Below are 17,205 nucleotides of genomic sequence, written 5' to 3' on the forward strand. Positions count from 1 at the left end.
CAGAAATCATAGGCTCAGGATGAAGCTGCAACCCACTATTTCAAAAACCATTTTTTATTCTTTTTTATTTGCTATAGGTGGTTCACCCACATTAGCAATGCTGATTATTTATGGTCAAAATTATAATCCGGACTTCTTCATGACGGCATTTATGAGTCTTTCTGTCCTGATTGCTTGTGTCCTCATTCCTGTTGTTCTCATACAAAACAGTTATTTACTCTGGAAGAGGAAAAATCCTAATCTTGAAGAGAAAGTTAAGACTTTAAGTCATGTTTATCTTGGTTTAAACATAATATGTTTAATATTCTGGATTTATTTGATGACTTTATCTAATTGACCGTTACATAAATACTATGATCGTGAAGAAATGAGAGATTTAAAGCGTGAGTGGTATTTCTTATAATAAGTGCAAAAGAATAAACAGTTTTTTAACGATTTAGGTGACCCATGTTAATGAATAAAAAGTTCGTTCTAAGCTTGTGCGCAGCAGGTGCAGTAACAATTTCTGGTTGTGCCACAATGGCTGATATGGCAGGTGCAGATACCGCGACTTTAAATGCTCAATCTGCACAAAGTTTCAATAAAATGGTGCAGGAAGCGCGTGGTAAAGGTGCTTTAGATACAAGCTCAAGTACCTATAACCGTATTAATGCGGTTTTTAACCGTTTAAAACCTTATGCGAATCAAATGAATCAGACAGGCCAGCCATTTAGTTGGCAATTGGCTGTATTGAAGTCAGATACGATTAACGCTTACGTTGCGCCTGGTGGCAAGGTTGTGTTTTACACAGGTATTGTAAATAAACTGAACTTGACTGATGCTGAAATTGCAGCAGTTATGGGCCATGAAATGACTCACGCCTTGGAAGAGCATGCAAAAAGTAAAATTGGCGCACAAGCTTTAACTGATTTAGCGTTAAATATTGGTTTAAGTCAGATTAATGGTGGTAATGTGAGTCAACTAGGCGCGGCTGCGGCTCAGTTAGGCACGCAAGTAGGTGTGGGTCTGCCATATTCTCGTAGTTTGGAAAGCCGTGCTGACCAAGGTGGTTTAATGCTAATGGCGCGTGCAGGTTATAACCCAAATGCAGCGATTACGCTTTGGGAAAAAATGAACAAGCTTGAAGGCAGTGGATCATCTTTCTTGTCTACTCACCCATCAAACGCTCAACGTATTAATGACATGCGTAAGAATTTACCTGCGGCATTAGCTATTTATAATGGTCGTAAGTAAGTTTTAACACTAATAGAACTAATGTTAAAAACGGATGCTTGAGCATCCGTTTTTGTTTTTAAGGAGCAGGATTAGGCTGTTGTATATGAATAGCCTCAATGCCTTGTAAAATCTCTGGTGAAAGCTCGATTTCAAAAGCTTGGATATTTTCTTTGAGCTGATCTAAATTGGTTGCACCAATAATCGTACTCGTCACAAAAAATTGCTGCTTAATAAAAGCTAGAGCCAATTGAGTCAGGCTTAAACCATGCTTTTCAGCAAGCTGTGCATATTGTTCAGTTGCCCATTCACTTTGCGGGTTGCTGTATCTGCTAAAGCGAGGGAAAAGTGTAACGCGGGCATTGGCTGGTCGAGCCCCATTTCTAAATTTGCCAGTTAAATAACCAAAAGCAAGAGGAGAGTATGCAAGTAAACCTACACCCTCATATTTGGCAATTTCTGACATACCGATTTCATAGGTGCGATTAAGCAGACTATACGGATTTTGCACACTCACAAATTTACTCACACCTAAATTTTCGGCAAGCTGAAGGAACTTCATGGTGCCCCACGGTGTTTCATTAGATAAGCCGATATAACGAATGCGGCCTCGATTAATCTCTTTTTGGAGAGCGAGTAATGTTTCTTCTAAGGGAGTAGTATCGTAATCATTTTGGGCTTGCTGATTACCATAAGCGAGCGTTCCAAAGAAGTTGGTATGGCGTTCAGGCCAATGTAATTGATAAAGATCAATATAATCAGTTTGTAAGCGTTTGAGAGAGCCATCAATCGCTTGTGTAATATGTTCACTATTAAACTTGGTATGGCCTTCTCGAATATGTGTTCCACCAAAGCCGGGACCTGCAATTTTTGAAGCAAGGAATACTTTATCGCGCTGACCATGCTGTGCAAACCAATTGCCTAAGATGGTTTCGGTTGCTCCATATGTTTCTGGTTTAGGAGGCACGGAATACATCTCTGCCGTATCCCAAAAATATAAACCGTGTTCTAAAGCGTAATTGAGTTGTTCGAAAGCTTCTTGTTGAGTATTTTGCTCACCAAATGTCATGGTACCTAAGCAAATTTCAGGAAGGTTAATGCCAGTGTGACCAAGTGGTTTAAATTGCATACTGCGAAATCCTTAAGAAATTTTAAGTTAGCCTAACGGAGAATATGTATTCAACTTAAATCATAAAAACAGAATAGTTTGTAAGCTTTGTGTATTAACTCATTGTTGCATATAAAAAAAGCAAACCGAAGTTTGCTCTTTATTCAATAATTACGAGTAATTATTCTTCGTCATCATAGTCTTCGTCAGTGACTGGGGTTTCTTCTAATGAAGTATCAAAAATTAGAATAGCTTTACCGTCAGTTTGAATCATACCTTGATCTTCTAAGGTCTTTAATACACGGCCAACCATTTCTCGTGAACACCCGACAATGCGTCCAATCTCTTGTCGAGTAATACGAATTTGACGGCCATTCGGCAAGATCATTGCTTCTGGTTGTGAAGATAGGTCGATTAAGCAACGCGCAATACGACCTGACACATCAATAAATGCAAGATCGGTCATTTTACGAGTTGTATTTTTTAAACGACGAACGAGTTGCGCGAAAACGGCATAGCTGAGATCTGGATACTGTTTGCTCAGTTCGTGGAAGTTGTCATATGAAATTTCTGCAATTTCACAGACATCACGGGTACGAACTTCAGCTGTACGTTGAGGGTTCGGTTCGAAAAGCCCCATTTCCCCAAAGAAGTCACCAGGATTCAAATATGCCACAACAATTTCACGTTCATCGTCTTCACGTAAAATAATTGAAACTGAGCCTTTTAAAATTAAATATAAAGATTTTGACTCTGTTCCGGCATCAACAATTGTGGTTCGTTTTGGATATCTGTTGATGTGAGCACGTTTTAACAATGCTTTAACGGATTCAGGTAGTTGCCCCGGAGATAAAGCATCTGTGCTGAGTTGTGAAAAATTTGAAGTCATGCTTGATATGTTCCGAATAGGGTAAACAATTCACACAAGCTCGAGATGAGCTATTACACAGAAGAGATGAAATTCCTTATCAACTCATTTTATGTTAGTGTACAAAACAAGGGTCTGTTGACATTTCACAGATGGTTGCGACATAAGACAATTTTTCTGGACGTTACGAAGCAAGAACTAGGGAATTTAGTCATTCTAAATCAATAGAGCTTAACAACGAAACGAACAAAAAAATCTGGCCTTGCGCTGCATCAAAGATGCTTTAATTGCACCTCAGATTCCGGCTGAAATTTAACAAACTTTATTACAAAACTGGACAAAGGATTGCCCTTGTCTGTGTTTTGCGTTTTATTTGGATTAATTTTTAGCTATTACGCAATCCATAGATGAAATGTCAACAGACCCTGCTTAAATTTATAATTTTTTTTGGGTAGTTGCAATGCAAACAAGTGTACATTGGCTAGAGAATGTTGCTTTTGAAGCGAAATCAGAGAGCGGTCATAGTGTAGTGATGGATGGCTCACCTGAGTACGGTGGTGAAAACCGTGGACCACGTCCTATGGAGTTGATATTAATGGGACTTGGTGGGTGTGCTTCGTTTGATATTGTGACTATTTTAAAGAAATCCCGTCAAGATGTGACGAATGTCGTATGTCAGCTTAAAGCTGAGAGAGCAGATGCAATTCCGGCAGTTTTCACCAAGATCCATTTACACTTTGTAGTGACAGGTAAAGCTGTAAAAGAAAAACAGGTCGCAAAAGCAGTAGAGCTATCAGCTGAAAAATATTGTTCAGCAAGTAAAATGCTTTCAGATGGTGGCGTAGAAATTACTCACGATTTTGAGATTATTGAAGCAGCGTAATTTTATTTGTGAATGCCTAAAAAATAAAAAGCTAACAGTCATGTTGGCTTTTTTTTATGATAAGAATAATTAAAAAATAAAAGGAGAGAGTTAAGTGAATATCCGTTTAGCACAATGGGATGATACCGAAACCATATGTTATTTACTTAAACAAATGGGATATTCACAGCCTTTAAAAGTAGTTCAGGAACAATTTCAAATACTAAGTAAAGATCCTAATGCGATTACGTTGGTCGCAGCTGACGATTTAAAAGTGTATGGAGTTTTATCGCTTTATTTTATTCCACAAATTGCCTTACAAGGTGACTTTGCCAAAATATGTTATCTATGTGTTGACGAGAAGATGCGTAGTAAAGGAGTGGGGCATTTGCTTGTACAAGAAGCAGAACGGTTAGCGAAGCAACGTGGTTGTGACCGAATGGAACTTCATTCGGGGATACAAAGACCTTTGGCACATCAATTTTACCTAAGAGAAGGCTATGTCGAAGCGCCAAAGTACTTTCGTAAAGTTTTAAATTAATGAGTCGTATTTAAAAAAAGTTGAGGGTCTACCCGTGCATTGTTAAGGCTCATTCCCCAATGTAAATGGGGGCCTGTGACACGTCCTGTTTTACCGACGAGACCTAAAGTTTCCCCTTGACGAATATGTTGGCCTTTTTCTACTTTTATCTCGCTTAAATGACAAAACATACTAATTAAGCCTTGACCGTGATCGATTAATACAGTTTGCCCATTAAAAAAATAATGACCTGTTTGAACGACTACACCGTCTGCTGGAGCAACTACTTTTTGGCCTATTGGTGCTGGAATATCTAGACCTGAGTGTGGAGCACGTTCTTCACCATTAAAAAAGCGTTTTTTACCAAAAGAATTGGTAAATTTTCCCGAAGTTGGGCGTATAAATTTTGGTAAGGCTTGCCACGAACTTTGCGTAAATGAACTATAAACATCATTTTGTTCTTTAGCTTCTTGAGCGTAACGATCTAATTGACTTTGATTGGGATTTACATAGTCTTGATTGGTAACTTTAAGGCGTTGCTCAGCATATGGATAAGATTTAACTTCTATTTGAATAGGGGCTTTATTGGTATCGAGTTGAACACTACCAAGTGGAGTAGATAACGGAATACCGAAAACTGCATAACGCTGCTGTCCTTCTTGGCTAATTAAAACCGGTTTGTGTTGAAAAGTGACCTGAGTAATATCCGACGTTAAAGGAATAACTGCAATACCACCGGGTCTTCTTGAGTCTTGGGGTAACTCCGCCATTGCTAGAGTCGAGCTAAAAAGACAAGTTGTTAATATAATATGTTTTAAGCGCATTTTTAATTTCAAAAACAGGATGGAATTGGCAAGATAAATTAATTCTTAATTTGGGAATTCTCAATGAAGTCTTTGTGAAGACCATAAAATAGATGAGAGTAAATATAAATATTCAAGATATTTAATAAAATGTAGCCGAAGTGTACTTGAAATATATACAAAACAAACCCATATTATAATCGAGTTTTACTCGCAGTATTTTTTATAACTTAATGAAAAATATATAAAAATTTATTTGAAATCCGAAAAAGTGTTCCCATCTATTACACAAGTACGAATTTGTTGTGAGGAATAACAAGAATGCGATTTGAAAAATTTACGAACCGCTTGCAGCAAGCCCTCTCAGATGCTCAATCCTTAGCGATGGGTAAAGACCATACAGCTATAGCAGGTATTCATATTTTGAGTACTTTATTGGAAGAGCCGTCCAATATTAGTTTGTTGCAACAAGCAGGTGCACGGTTACCTGAACTTAAACAAAAGCTAGAGCAGGCTTTAAAAGATGCTCCGACTATTGCTAACCCGACGGGCGATGTCAATTTAAACCCAGAAGCAGTTAAAGCACTCAACTTGGCAGATCGATACGCGCAAAAAGCTGGCGATGAATTTTTGTCAACTGACTGGGTTTTATTGGGCTTGGCAGAAACTGGTGAAACAAAAAATATTTTAAGTGCCGTAGGTGTAACTCCCGACAGCTTACGCAAAGTAATTGAAAATATTCGAGGTAGTGACAAAGTCATGAGTAATAATCACGAAGACCAACGTGACTCACTTAATAAATATACGATTGATTTAACCGAGCGGGCTTTATCGGGGAAACTTGATCCGGTGATTGGGCGTGATGATGAGATTCGCCGTACCATTCAGGTCTTGTCACGCCGTACTAAAAATAACCCAGTACTCATTGGTGAACCTGGGGTAGGTAAAACCGCTATTGTTGAAGGTTTGGCACAACGTATTGTCAATGGTGAAGTACCAGAAGGCTTAAAGAATAAACGTGTTTTATCGTTAGATTTAGGTTCATTGCTTGCTGGTGCTAAGTATCGTGGTGAGTTTGAAGAACGTTTAAAAGCTGTTTTAAAAGATTTGGCGAAACACGAAGGCGAAATCATCTTGTTCATTGACGAGTTACATACACTCGTTGGTGCTGGTAAAGGTGACGGCGCGATGGATGCAGGTAATATGTTAAAACCTGCGTTGGCTCGTGGTGAGTTGCGCTGTGTGGGTGCAACAACCTTAGATGAATATCGCCAATACATTGAAAAAGATGCAGCCTTGGAGCGTCGTTTCCAAAAAGTACTGGTCGATGAACCAAGTGTAGAAGATACCATTGCGATTTTACGTGGTCTGAAAGAAAAGTATGCGACTCACCATGGCGTACAGATTTTAGACTCAGCGATTATTGCTGCGGCGAAAATGTCTCATCGTTATATTACAGACCGTCAATTACCGGACAAGGCGATTGACCTGATTGATGAAGCCGCTTCTCGTATTAAGATGGAAATCGATTCTAAGCCAGAAGCACTTGATAAACTTGACCGCCGTTTAATCCAGTTGAAAATGCAATTGGAAGCGGTGAAAAAAGATGAAGACGCAGGCAGTAAGGCCGAAGTTACTCATCTTGAAAAACAGATCGCTGAAGTCGAGAAAGAATACAACGATCTGGAAGAAGTGTGGAAAGCTGAGAAAACACTGGTAGAAGGCACTAAACAAGCTCAGGTTGAACTTGATAAAGCACGTATTGCTTTTGAAAAAGCTCAGCGCGAAGGCGATTTGGCAGAAGCAGCACGTTTGCAATATGGCGTAATTCCAGAGCTTCAAAAACAATTGGAGCAAGATGAAGTTGCTGAAGAAAACGAAGAGCCAAAACTCATTCGTACAAAAGTAACTGAAAATGAAATTGCTGAAGTCGTTAGTGCTGCAACAGGTATTCCGGTTGCTAAAATGATGCAAGGCGAGCGTGAAAAACTCCTTCATATGGAAGAGTTTTTACATGACCGTGTTGTAGGGCAAGATGAAGCAGTTGTTGCGGTATCGAATGCTGTTCGCCGTTCACGTGCCGGTTTGTCTGACCCGAATCGTCCTAGCGGATCATTCTTGTTCTTAGGACCAACAGGTGTTGGTAAAACTGAGTTGACTAAAGCTTTAGCTAACTTCTTGTTTGACAGTGATGATGCCATGATTCGTATCGACATGAGTGAATTCATGGAGAAACATTCTGTCAGCCGTTTAGTTGGTGCGCCTCCGGGTTACGTAGGTTACGAAGAGGGCGGTGTTTTAACCGAAGCTGTTCGCCGTAAACCATATAGCGTAGTGTTGTTTGATGAGGTTGAAAAAGCGCATCCAGATGTCTTCAATATCTTGCTGCAAGTGTTAGACGATGGACGCTTAACCGACTCACAAGGTCGTGTAGTGGACTTTAAAAACACGGTTATTGTGATGACATCGAACTTGGGTTCACAAGATGTACGTGAACTTGGTGAAGGTGCAACTGATGATGAAGTGCGTACTATTGTAATGAATGCGGTAAGTCAGCATTTCCGTCCGGAGTTTATTAACCGGATTGATGAGCTGGTGATTTTCCATTCACTCAAAAAAGCACAAATTCGTGGCATTGCCGATATTCAGTTGGACCGCTTACGCTCACGACTTGTTGATCGTGATATGAGTTTAACTGTAGATGACAGTGCATTTGACTTATTGATTGACGCTGGTTTTGATCCTGTATACGGAGCGCGTCCATTGAAACGTGCAATTCAACAACAGGTTGAAAATACACTAGCTCAAAAAATCTTGTCAGGTGACTTTGTTGCGGGTGATACCATTTTAGTTAAAGGCGAAAATGGTCACTTAGTGTTTGATAAGCTGAAACTCAGCTAAGTTTTTTTCTGCTAAAACCGAAAAGAGAATATGGAAACATATTCTCTTTTTTTATATTTAACTTTTATGCTGATTTGAAGATATAAGCGCAATAATTGAATCTGCTACTTTCTGTGTGAGAGTTTTAAGTTTTTGTTCGGCATGACCTGATAAAAAATAATGATAATGATAAATACGTCCTAGATAAGAAATACAAATAAAGAAAGTACCTACAGGTTTTTCCGTGGTTTCACTTCCGCCAGGTTTTAATAAACCTGTGCAGCTCACAACAATGTCAGCTTGTTGAAATAGGGTTTGACCAAGCCTGCACATTTCTTCAGTTACTTGTGGCGATTCTGCTGTGTAGGTTTCAATTAACTTTGGATCAACTTTTAAAACACTGATTTTAATACTGGGGTCATAACTGACTAATCCACCCAGTAAAATATCAGCACCACTATTTTTATGAATCGAAAACTGACTGGTTAAGTAACCTGAACTGGCACTTTCAATAAATGCGACTTTAAGTAAACGGTCTTCTAATAACTGACAGCATTGCTGAAGCATTATTCCACCTCGTATGGTGTTTATTTATGAATAAATCTAACTACAAATAAATTATAAAATCACGTTAAGTGATCTAAGGGTATGGTTCAAGTCTAAGATAAAAATCTATAAAACTATTTGAATATTCACAAAAAGCCTGTGAAGAATTTCAGGTTTTAAAATGATCAATGCTAATTATCGGGAAGTTTCTTTATAACATTGCGACAAGGTTAAAAACTTGTTAGTTTGATTCGATATAACAAACAATAACAATTTTAGGATGAACATGATGAACAATAAGCAAGGGTGTGTGCTGGGAATTTTAAGTTGTATAGCGGTATTACCGACGAATCTATGGGCCGCACAGCCTATGAATGAAAGTGCGCTTGCAACTCAAACAGGAGCAGTAACGGCAGCTCTACCCGTAATTATTGAGAAAGCTCAAGATGATGCGAAGAAGCCAGAAATAGAGCAACGTCAAGTTCGGCAAACACTAGGGGATAACTATTTACAGCAGGTTCGATGGAATTCACTGCGTACAAGTGTGTTATCACCTTATCAAGAACAAAAGCAAAATCAGGTCATTGATGGAAAAGAGAAGAAAAAGTTAGAAATGGTTGCTCTGCCAGAAAGAGCTGATCGATTTACACGTTATGATTTTGAGTCAAAGAATGTACATGGTGAAGTTATCATTACCGTGAAGTAATGATAACTTCCTTTTTCAAATTCAGATTAATTTAATCCAGGATGCTGAATTTTCCATGCACGGTGGATTTTTTGATTACGTTTAAAATCGGGTCCAATCGTTTCAGAAGTAATTTCTTCAACGTCATATAAAGCCTCGATCTCTTCATCCATCTCAAAACCACGATAGTTATTTGAGAAGTAAAGTGTACCTTCACTTGTTAAGCGGTTCATTGCACGTTTAATTAAAGAGACGTGATCGCGCTGCACATCAAAAGTACCGTGGAACTTTTTAGAGTTAGAGAATGTTGGCGGATCAATAAAAATAAGATCATATTGTTCATGACCTTCTTTTAACCATTCAAAACAGTCACTTGCAAAGAACATATGCTGTTCGTCTGCATGATCTACCGTTAAACCGTTTAAAACGAAGTTTTCTTTTGACCAGCTCAAGTAAGTATTAGATAAATCTACACTGGTTGTACTTGCAGCGCCGCCTAAGGCCGCGTGTAAGCTGGCTGTCGAGGTATAACTATAAAGATTTAAGAAGTGCTTACCACGTGCTTCTTGAGCAATACGTAAACGCATTTGACGGTGGTCAAGGAACAAACCAGTATCAAGGTAGTCAGTCAGGTTCACTAAAATTTTAGCTTTACCTTCTTGCACGATGAAACGTTTATTGGCTGTACTTTGTTTGGTGTACTGATTGGTACCAGTTTGACGCGCACGTGTTTTAATAAAGATTGCATCGCGATTTAATCCTGTTACCGCACGAATAGCAGCAAGCGCTAAGTTAAAACGTTTTTTTGCTTTTTCAGGATCAATCTTTTTAGGTGGTGCATATTCCTGAACATGTAAACGGTCGCCATATAAGTCTACAGCAAGGTTAAAGTCAGGGAGGTCTGCATCGTATAAACGTAAGCAATAGATATTTTCTTTGGTTGCCCATTTTTTCAAGGCAGTCATGTTCTTTTGCAAACGGTTAGCAAAGTCTTGAGCTTCTTCCATTTCGACAGGTTGAGCTTGCCAGTTTGCCAAGAATGGTTGAGTGACTTTTTCAGGTTTAACTGTACCGAAACGAACATAAATCGGTAATTTACCATTCATTAAGCGTAATGTTTCTGGTGCTTCAAATGCTAAAACATCCGCTTGTTCAATTTGTGCGGCAATGATTGCTGCATATTGATTTGGGAAGTTCTTTTGTAAGAGGGCAGATAAGCCTAAGTAAAGAGAACGGTTAGAAGCTTTGTCACCTAAGCGCTCACCATATGGAGGGTTGGTAACGATAAAAGCAGTTTTATTTTCAGCACCGAAATCTGGCCAGTCTGCTAAAGTGCGCTCTTCAATTTGAATATCGCCTAGTAGCTTTTCAAAACCTGCTGCAATAATGTTTTCGCGTGTTGCTTTTACAGCTTCCCAGTCAGCATCGTATGCATAAAACTTAGGTAACGGTTGTTCAAGTGCTTTTTCATGACGCTCTGCTGCTTCGGCTTTGAGTGAAAGCCAAAGTTCACGGTCATGACCATGCCAGCCATTAAAACCAAAACGACGTACAAGACCCGGCGCACGATCAGTTAAAATCATTAATGCTTCAATAATAAATGTGCCTGAACCACACATTGGGTCAAGTACAATTTCCGGGTTACGTTCCTGAAGCTTGGCTTTTTGTAAAATTGCCGCTGCGAGGTTTTCTTTAATTGGCGCATCTGTCATGAAACGACGGTAGCCGCGTTTATGTAATGAATCACCAGATAAATCTAGACAGTAGGTATGCTCGGTTTTGCCCGCAAGCACATATAATGTAATTTCTGGTTGTTTGGTATCAATACTTGGGCGGCGACCTACAGCTTCCATAAAGGAATCAACAACACCGTCTTTTACACGAAGGGTTGCAAACTGCGTATTTACCTTAATTTCACGCTCTGCATGTAAGCGAATTGCAAAGGTACTTTGTGGTGCAAAAATAAGTGACCAATCAAAACTAATTGCACCTTCATAAAGCTCTTCTGCTACATCACGCGCATCGTGGGTACGTTCAAGTTCATAAGTATGAATTGGAAGTAAAACACGTGAAGCAAGACGTGACCACATGCAAATACGGTAAGCATGTTCAAGCGTTCCTTCAATGATTAAACGTCCTGCTTTACGTTCTGTCACTTTGGTGCCAAGCTGTTCTATTTCTTCTTGTAAGAGGGTTTCTAAACCATCAGCACAAGTAATCCAATAGTGGTTTAAACGTAAAGAGGTATTCATAAACTCGATTGACCAAAACATATAAATATTAACGATGCAAAGTTTAACGTATTTTGGTGTCTAAAAGTTTTTAAATTATTGCAACCTATCACTTGGCAACCAATAAATTGATTTTTAAAGCTTAAAATATAAAAACTGGTATGTATTTTGCTAAATCTTTCGAAATAAAACTTATTTAATTAATCATTATTGATGGTTTTTAACCAATTTCATGATTTGAAAACATAGGGGAATATAAATGAAAGATGTGATGGGGAATGGTTTTATAGCGGATGCAGAAGCTTTCACCTTAGCTACTCAAATTTATGTGCGTATGCGCAGAGTAACGGGGCGGGTGATAGATGCAATGTATGTTGTTCAAAATAAAGACTATGCGAAATATGTAATTGCACTGGCACTAGAAGCAGAAGATGATGAATTAAAACGCTGTGTTGAACGATTAATGGTATTGACGGATTCAATACCAGAGCAGTCTCAAAAAGAAATGACAGTAAGTATTCAAACTAGTGAAGAATCAGAAATCACAGCCGAAGACATTTATCGGGCACAAGTTCCACATCATTATATTGGTGCTTTAAGGTAATATGAGCACGGCTCTAAATTTTCTGGTCAATTTAGGGCCTTATTCTGTAAAGTTCTTCTGCGAAAAGAACGGAATTCAGCTACACTATGCACGTTTTCGCGATTCGACCCATAGGAATCCATTATGCATATTGCAGCGTTGCATCAACCGAGCCAGGTTCAGCTCAATCAAGACGGAAATTTAAAACATTTTTTAACGATTGAGGGCCTTTCAAAAGAAAACCTCACTAAGATTTTAGATACCGCGCAAAGCTTTTTAGATGATAATAATAATTTAATTAACCGCCCGCTTTTAGAAGGTCGGACGGTTATGAATCTCTTCTTTGAAAACTCCACCCGTACTCGTACTACTTTTGAAGCAGCAGCAAAACGTTTGTCTGCCAATGTATTGAACATTGATATTGCACGTTCAAGCACGTCAAAAGGTGAGACTTTACGAGATACGCTTTGGAACCTCGAAGCAATGGCTGCCGATATTTTTGTTGTACGTCATTCATCTTCAGGTGCTGCACATTTTATTGCTAAAGATGTATGTCCGAAAGTCGCAATTATTAATGCCGGAGATGGACGTCATGCCCATCCAACGCAAGCGATGCTCGATATGCTCACTATTCGCCGTGAGACGAAAAAACCATTTGAAGACTTGAGTGTTGCCATTATTGGTGACATTAAACACTCTCGCGTTGCGCGTTCAGATGTAGCTGCACTTCAAACACTCGGATGTAAAGATATCCGTGTGATTGCGCCGAACACCTTATTACCAGTTGGTTTTTCAGAATATGGCGACCATGTTCGTTTGTTCAATAACATGGATGAAGGCATTACCGGTTGTGATGTGATTATTGCTTTACGTATTCAAAATGAACGTATCGATTCACCAGCATTATCTTCGCAATCTGAATTTTACAGAATGTACGGTTTAAACAAAGAGCGCCTTAGCTTGGCTAAACCGGACTGTATTGTTATGCATCCGGGACCAATGAACCGTGGTGTAGAAATTGATTCGAGTATTGCTGATGGCGAACAGTCAGTGATTTTAAAACAGGTCACTAACGGTATTGCAGTTCGTATGGCTGTGCTGGCGTTGTCTATGCAAGGGCAACTCCAAGAACAAGGTTTAATTGAAGCGATTGCGTTGTAAGGAATGGATCACATGAGTATTGTAAAAATTGAAAATGTACGTGTGTTAGACCCAATCCAAAAAACAGATAGCGTACAAACTGTATATCTTCAAGACGGTAAACTCGTTGCTCCAGTCGACCAAGTTGAACAAACTATTGATGGTCAGGGTAAATGGTTAATGCCAACTATGGTTGATTTGTGCGCACGTTTGCGTGAACCGGGTCAACAGCAGCATGGAACGTTGAAATCAGAAGGTAAAGCTGCACGTGCTAACGGTATTTTGCACGTCATTACGCCGCCAGACTCAAAGCCGATTGTACAAGACAACGGTGCGCTCATTCACGGCTTAATTGAAAAAGCTTGGCATGATGGTGGTATTCACATGCATATCATCGGTGCCCAGACTCAAGGTCTAAATGGTAAGCAACCAGCAAATATGGCAGGCCTAAAAAAGGGTGGCTGTACTGCTGTTTCAAATGCGAATGCTGCTTTTGAAAATGACGATGTCGTTGTTCGTACATTAGAGTACGCTGCGGGTCTTGGTTTAACCGTCGTTTTCTATGCTGAAGAGCCACAACTTGCTAAAGATGGCTGTGCTCATGAAGGTTTTATTGCATCACGTCAAGGTTTACCAATGATTCCTGCAATTGCAGAAACCGTAGCGATTGCAAAATATCTACTTATGATTGAAGCGACAGGTGTTAAAGCTCACTTTGGTTTATTGTCTTGTGGTGCTTCGGTCGAATTAATTCGTGCTGCAAAGGCAAAAGGTTTACCGGTTACTGCCGATGTAGCGATGCATCAGTTACATTTAACTGAGCAACTAATTGATGGCTTTAATTCACTTGCACATGTTCGTCCACCATTACGTTCTGAGCAAGATAAAGAGCTTTTACGCCAAGGTTTAAAACAGGGTGTAATTGATGCAATCTGTACCCACCATGAGCCTTTAAGCAGTTCAGCCAAAATGGCTCCATTTGCAGAGACCCAACCGGGTATTACTGCATTTGATACTTATGTGGCTTTAGGTATTCAGCTCATTAATGAAGGTCTATTTGAACCTTTAGAATGGGTAACTAAAGTGACAAGTGCTCCTGCCCAGGTAGCAAATATGACAGCACGTTGGCAAGCTGAAGCAGGGTGGGTGTTAGTAGATCCTAAGTTAAGCTGGACTGTAAGTAAAGACACTATTTTATCTCAAGGGAAAAACACCCCTTTACTGGGTCAAAAGCTTACAGGTAAAGTCTTACAAACTTTTGCTGTTTAATTTTAAGCCGCAAAATGCCAATATAAAATATAAACAGGTAGATCATAATGATCTGCCTGTTTTGTAAATACTAGATGGAAAATTGTATATAAATTATTTAAAAAACAACAAAAGATTTCGAGCGCATTAGAATAAAAAACTATCAGCAAAGAGAAGTATTTGAATAATCAAAAAGTTGCTGGTTACGACGTATAAGATTCGGGAGAATAACCAATGTCGATAAACCCTATAGAACTGCTTAAAGAAAAAGTATCTTCAACAATATTAAATAATCAGGATGGATACCTCGGCGAAAAAACAAACGCTTTATCTAAGTTTTATCCAATTCTACTTTCATTATTAGCTGCTAAACCTGATCTTATAGGACAATTGAAAAACAGTTTGGCTCCGTCATTATCCGATCTTTTTTCTCATAATGAGCAAATTAAGAATACTGTGCTTACCCATTTAAGCGGTACAGCACCAAATAATGAAATCGAAAATACCCTCAATAGCGCATTAAAACCGAGCCTTAATGCTATTTCTGACGTAGCCGGAAATGATCAACAAAGTATTGTGAACTATTTACGTCAGCATGCTGAAACGATCCGTTCATATTTACCAGGATGGGCCGTGGGCTTATTAGCTCCATTAGGTATTGGAGCTGGTTTATCTTCTGTAACTTCATCGACAGCACCGCCACTTGCAGCAGCAACAGAGACTACGGGCAAATCTCGTGGTTTTTTACCCATTATTGCGCTCATTATTCTTGGGTTATTAATTGCTTGGTTGTGGCGCTCTTGCCAGCATAAAGAAGCTACACCTGTACCTGAAACTAAAGCTGCAAGCGGTGTAGAGGCTGCGGCTGCTCCAGCTACTTTAACTTTAAGTACCGATGATAAAGGTGCCGTGAGCCAGTGTCAGGCTGGAATTGGCGATCAAGGTTTCTTGGCGACTTTACAAACTCAAGTTAAACAAGTCTTTTCAGCTACTAAAGATTGTGATGTTGATACAAGTCAAACTTATGCGGCTGCTTTTACCGATAAGGATGCTTTAGCAGGAGTGTTAGGTGCATTAAAAGGTATTCCAAACGCTTCTTTAGAATGGGTGGGTGACAAGATTACATTGAAAGCAGGTGATGCTGCAGCGTTAGAAGCGTTAACTGCTAAAGTAAAAGCACTTGTTCCACATACTGAAGTTGTTGCCTCAGCACCAGAAACAGCTGAACAGTCTGTAAGCAACAGTTTAAGTGCTTCGCAAACAGCCTTAACTGCAATTGACCCGAATAATGTAGATGTAAACGCACTAGTTAAAGCACTTAATTTACAAATTATTAACTTTGCGAGTGGCTCAAGTGACATTCCTGCAGATAACAAAGCTATTCTTGATCAAGCAGCAACCCTTTTAAATAAAGTGTCTGGTGTTAAATTAGATGTAGGCGGTCACACCGACTCAACAGGGAATGCCGCTGCTAATAAAGCGCTTTCTCAACGACGTGCTCAAGCAGTAGTAGATTATTTAGTTTCTAAAGGAGTGGATGCTTCTAAACTGGTTGCTAAAGGCCATGGTTCAGAACAGCCAGTTGCAGACAATACGACCGAAGAAGGACGCTTTAAAAACCGTCGTATTGAGTTTTCAGTAGCTCAATAAAAAACAGATTTTATTGAATTCTAATTTGAAAAAAGCTTCTCATTTTGAGAAGCTTTTTTTATAGAAATAAATATTGTTAGGTTGGCATGAAAATTAGTTTGTTAGGGAGTGGGCGTGTTGCCTTTCATTTGGCAAAGGTACTGTTGGCTCAAGGTCATCACATCGCACAAGTTTATGCGCGTGATTTTGAGAAAACCCAAAAATTTTCTAAACAGATTAAATCAAAGGCTTGTCAGTCTCTTCATGAATTTCAACCTACTGATTTAATTATTCTGGCAGTTTCAGACAGTGCTATTGCTGAGCTTGCAAAGCAGGTACATGAGATATTCCCAGAAACGCTTATGGTCCATACCTCGGGTAGCACAGACATTCAAGTCATCAGTAATATTCATGAAAAAGCAGGGGTGTTTTATCCTCTGCAAACATTCAGTCTTGAAAGAGACGTTGATTGGCAAGCCACACCATTATTTGTAGAGGCGACCAATAAAGACGATTTAGTCATACTTTCTGATTTAGCAAATAGCCTAAGTAAGCGAGTGTATCAATACACCTCCAAACAGCGTTTAACTTTGCATTTGGCAGCCGTGTTTGCCTGTAATTTTAGTAATTATTGTTTTGATATGGCAAAGCAAGTTGTAGATGCGGAGCAGGTCGACTTTGGCTTTCTTTACCCATTAATTCTGGAAACAGCAAAAAAAGCTACTGAAAATGATCCAAAGCAAATGCAAACAGGACCTGCAATGCGAGGAGATCAGAATATCTTGGTAATGCATCAAAGCTTATTAGCCCAAGCAAATCGAGATGATTTAAAACAGGTTTATCAACTTTTAAGTGATGGCATCGTAAAGCGCCATCACTCATCTTAATTT

Annotated in this window: 16 protein-coding genes and 1 pseudogene; 12 read left to right on the forward strand and 5 right to left on the reverse strand. The window is 39.2% G+C overall.

Annotation, left to right across the window (positions count from 1 at the left end):
* The first annotated feature begins 19 nt into the window (after positions 1-19).
* On the forward strand, positions 20-337 hold the full coding sequence (locus GO593_RS12915) for a hypothetical protein (RefSeq protein ID WP_000776215.1): 318 nt from the start codon (positions 20-22) through the stop codon (positions 335-337).
* A gap of 116 nt (positions 338-453) precedes the next feature.
* Entirely contained in the window at positions 454-1,233 is a 780-nt protein-coding gene (locus tag GO593_RS12920; RefSeq protein ID WP_001034598.1) for a M48 family metallopeptidase, read from the forward strand.
* Positions 1,234-1,291: 58 nt separating this feature from the next.
* Here the strand turns inward: GO593_RS12920 and GO593_RS12925 are convergent, their stop codons facing one another.
* Entirely contained in the window at positions 1,292-2,341 is a 1,050-nt protein-coding gene (locus tag GO593_RS12925; protein WP_001159810.1) for an NADP(H)-dependent aldo-keto reductase, read from the reverse strand.
* A gap of 160 nt (positions 2,342-2,501) precedes the next feature.
* Positions 2,502-3,209, reverse strand: a complete 708-nt coding sequence (crp, locus tag GO593_RS12930) for a cAMP-activated global transcriptional regulator CRP (protein ID WP_000203217.1) — start codon at positions 3,207-3,209, stop codon at positions 2,502-2,504.
* 241 nt (positions 3,210-3,450) lie between these two features.
* Between crp and GO593_RS19175 the strand changes: the two are divergent.
* The 3 genes and pseudogenes from GO593_RS19175 to GO593_RS12940 all read left to right on the forward strand — a co-directional run bounded on the left by GO593_RS19175 (position 3,451) and on the right by GO593_RS12940 (position 4,591).
* Positions 3,451-3,570: pseudogene (locus GO593_RS19175) on the forward strand (hypothetical protein).
* A gap of 78 nt (positions 3,571-3,648) precedes the next feature.
* Entirely contained in the window at positions 3,649-4,071 is a 423-nt protein-coding gene (locus GO593_RS12935; RefSeq protein ID WP_001195082.1) for an OsmC family protein, read from the forward strand.
* Between the two features lie 94 nt (positions 4,072-4,165).
* A complete protein-coding gene (locus GO593_RS12940) occupies positions 4,166-4,591 on the forward strand; it encodes a GNAT family N-acetyltransferase (RefSeq protein WP_001026227.1) in 426 nt (141 codons plus the stop codon).
* Here the strand turns inward: GO593_RS12940 and GO593_RS12945 are convergent.
* A complete protein-coding gene (locus GO593_RS12945; protein ID WP_001237340.1) occupies positions 4,588-5,394 on the reverse strand; it encodes a peptidoglycan DD-metalloendopeptidase family protein in 807 nt (268 codons plus the stop codon). The genes GO593_RS12940 and GO593_RS12945 overlap by 4 nt on opposite strands.
* 300 nt (positions 5,395-5,694) lie before the next feature.
* On the opposite strand from GO593_RS12945, the gene clpB reads away from it, so the two are divergent.
* Positions 5,695-8,274: an ATP-dependent chaperone ClpB gene (clpB, locus tag GO593_RS12950; RefSeq protein ID WP_001210050.1), complete on the forward strand. Its 2,580-nt coding sequence runs from the start codon at positions 5,695-5,697 to the stop codon at positions 8,272-8,274.
* A 57-nt stretch (positions 8,275-8,331) separates the two neighbouring features.
* Here the strand turns inward: clpB and GO593_RS12955 are convergent, their stop codons facing one another.
* Positions 8,332-8,820 carry a CinA family protein gene (locus GO593_RS12955; protein ID WP_000941316.1) on the reverse strand — a complete coding sequence of 163 codons (489 nt, stop codon included), beginning with the start codon at positions 8,818-8,820 and terminating at the stop codon, positions 8,332-8,334.
* Positions 8,821-9,088: 268 nt separating this feature from the next.
* Between GO593_RS12955 and GO593_RS12960 the strand changes: the two genes are divergently transcribed.
* Positions 9,089-9,505 (forward strand): hypothetical protein, encoded by a 417-nt coding sequence (locus tag GO593_RS12960; protein ID WP_001060740.1) that lies wholly within the window; start codon positions 9,089-9,091, stop codon positions 9,503-9,505.
* 26 nt (positions 9,506-9,531) lie between these two features.
* Here GO593_RS12960 and rlmKL read toward each other — a convergent pair whose 3' ends face one another.
* Positions 9,532-11,736, reverse strand: coding sequence for a bifunctional 23S rRNA (guanine(2069)-N(7))-methyltransferase RlmK/23S rRNA (guanine(2445)-N(2))-methyltransferase RlmL (rlmKL, locus tag GO593_RS12965; RefSeq protein ID WP_001098022.1), 2,205 nt, complete (start codon positions 11,734-11,736; stop codon positions 9,532-9,534).
* A 238-nt stretch (positions 11,737-11,974) separates the two neighbouring features.
* Between rlmKL and GO593_RS12970 the strand changes: the two genes are divergently transcribed.
* From GO593_RS12970 to GO593_RS12990, 5 genes are all read left to right on the forward strand, one after another.
* On the forward strand, positions 11,975-12,319 hold the full coding sequence (locus GO593_RS12970; RefSeq protein ID WP_000655896.1) for a hypothetical protein: 345 nt from the start codon (positions 11,975-11,977) through the stop codon (positions 12,317-12,319).
* A 123-nt stretch (positions 12,320-12,442) separates the two neighbouring features.
* The gene (locus GO593_RS12975) at positions 12,443-13,459 is read left to right on the forward strand and encodes an aspartate carbamoyltransferase catalytic subunit (RefSeq protein ID WP_000546639.1); all 1,017 of its coding nucleotides are present in this window, start codon (positions 12,443-12,445) and stop codon (positions 13,457-13,459) included.
* A gap of 12 nt (positions 13,460-13,471) precedes the next feature.
* Complete coding sequence (locus tag GO593_RS12980) at positions 13,472-14,707, forward strand: dihydroorotase (protein ID WP_000029360.1); 1,236 nt, start codon at positions 13,472-13,474, stop codon at positions 14,705-14,707.
* Positions 14,708-14,920: 213 nt separating this feature from the next.
* On the forward strand, positions 14,921-16,336 hold the full coding sequence (locus GO593_RS12985) for an OmpA family protein (RefSeq protein ID WP_000026491.1): 1,416 nt from the start codon (positions 14,921-14,923) through the stop codon (positions 16,334-16,336).
* A gap of 86 nt (positions 16,337-16,422) precedes the next feature.
* A complete protein-coding gene (locus GO593_RS12990; RefSeq protein WP_000703560.1) occupies positions 16,423-17,202 on the forward strand; it encodes a Rossmann-like and DUF2520 domain-containing protein in 780 nt (259 codons plus the stop codon).
* Positions 17,203-17,205 lie beyond the last annotated feature (3 nt).

Source organism: Acinetobacter baumannii (assembly GCF_009759685.1).
Classification (GTDB): Bacteria; Pseudomonadota; Gammaproteobacteria; order Pseudomonadales; family Moraxellaceae; genus Acinetobacter; species Acinetobacter baumannii.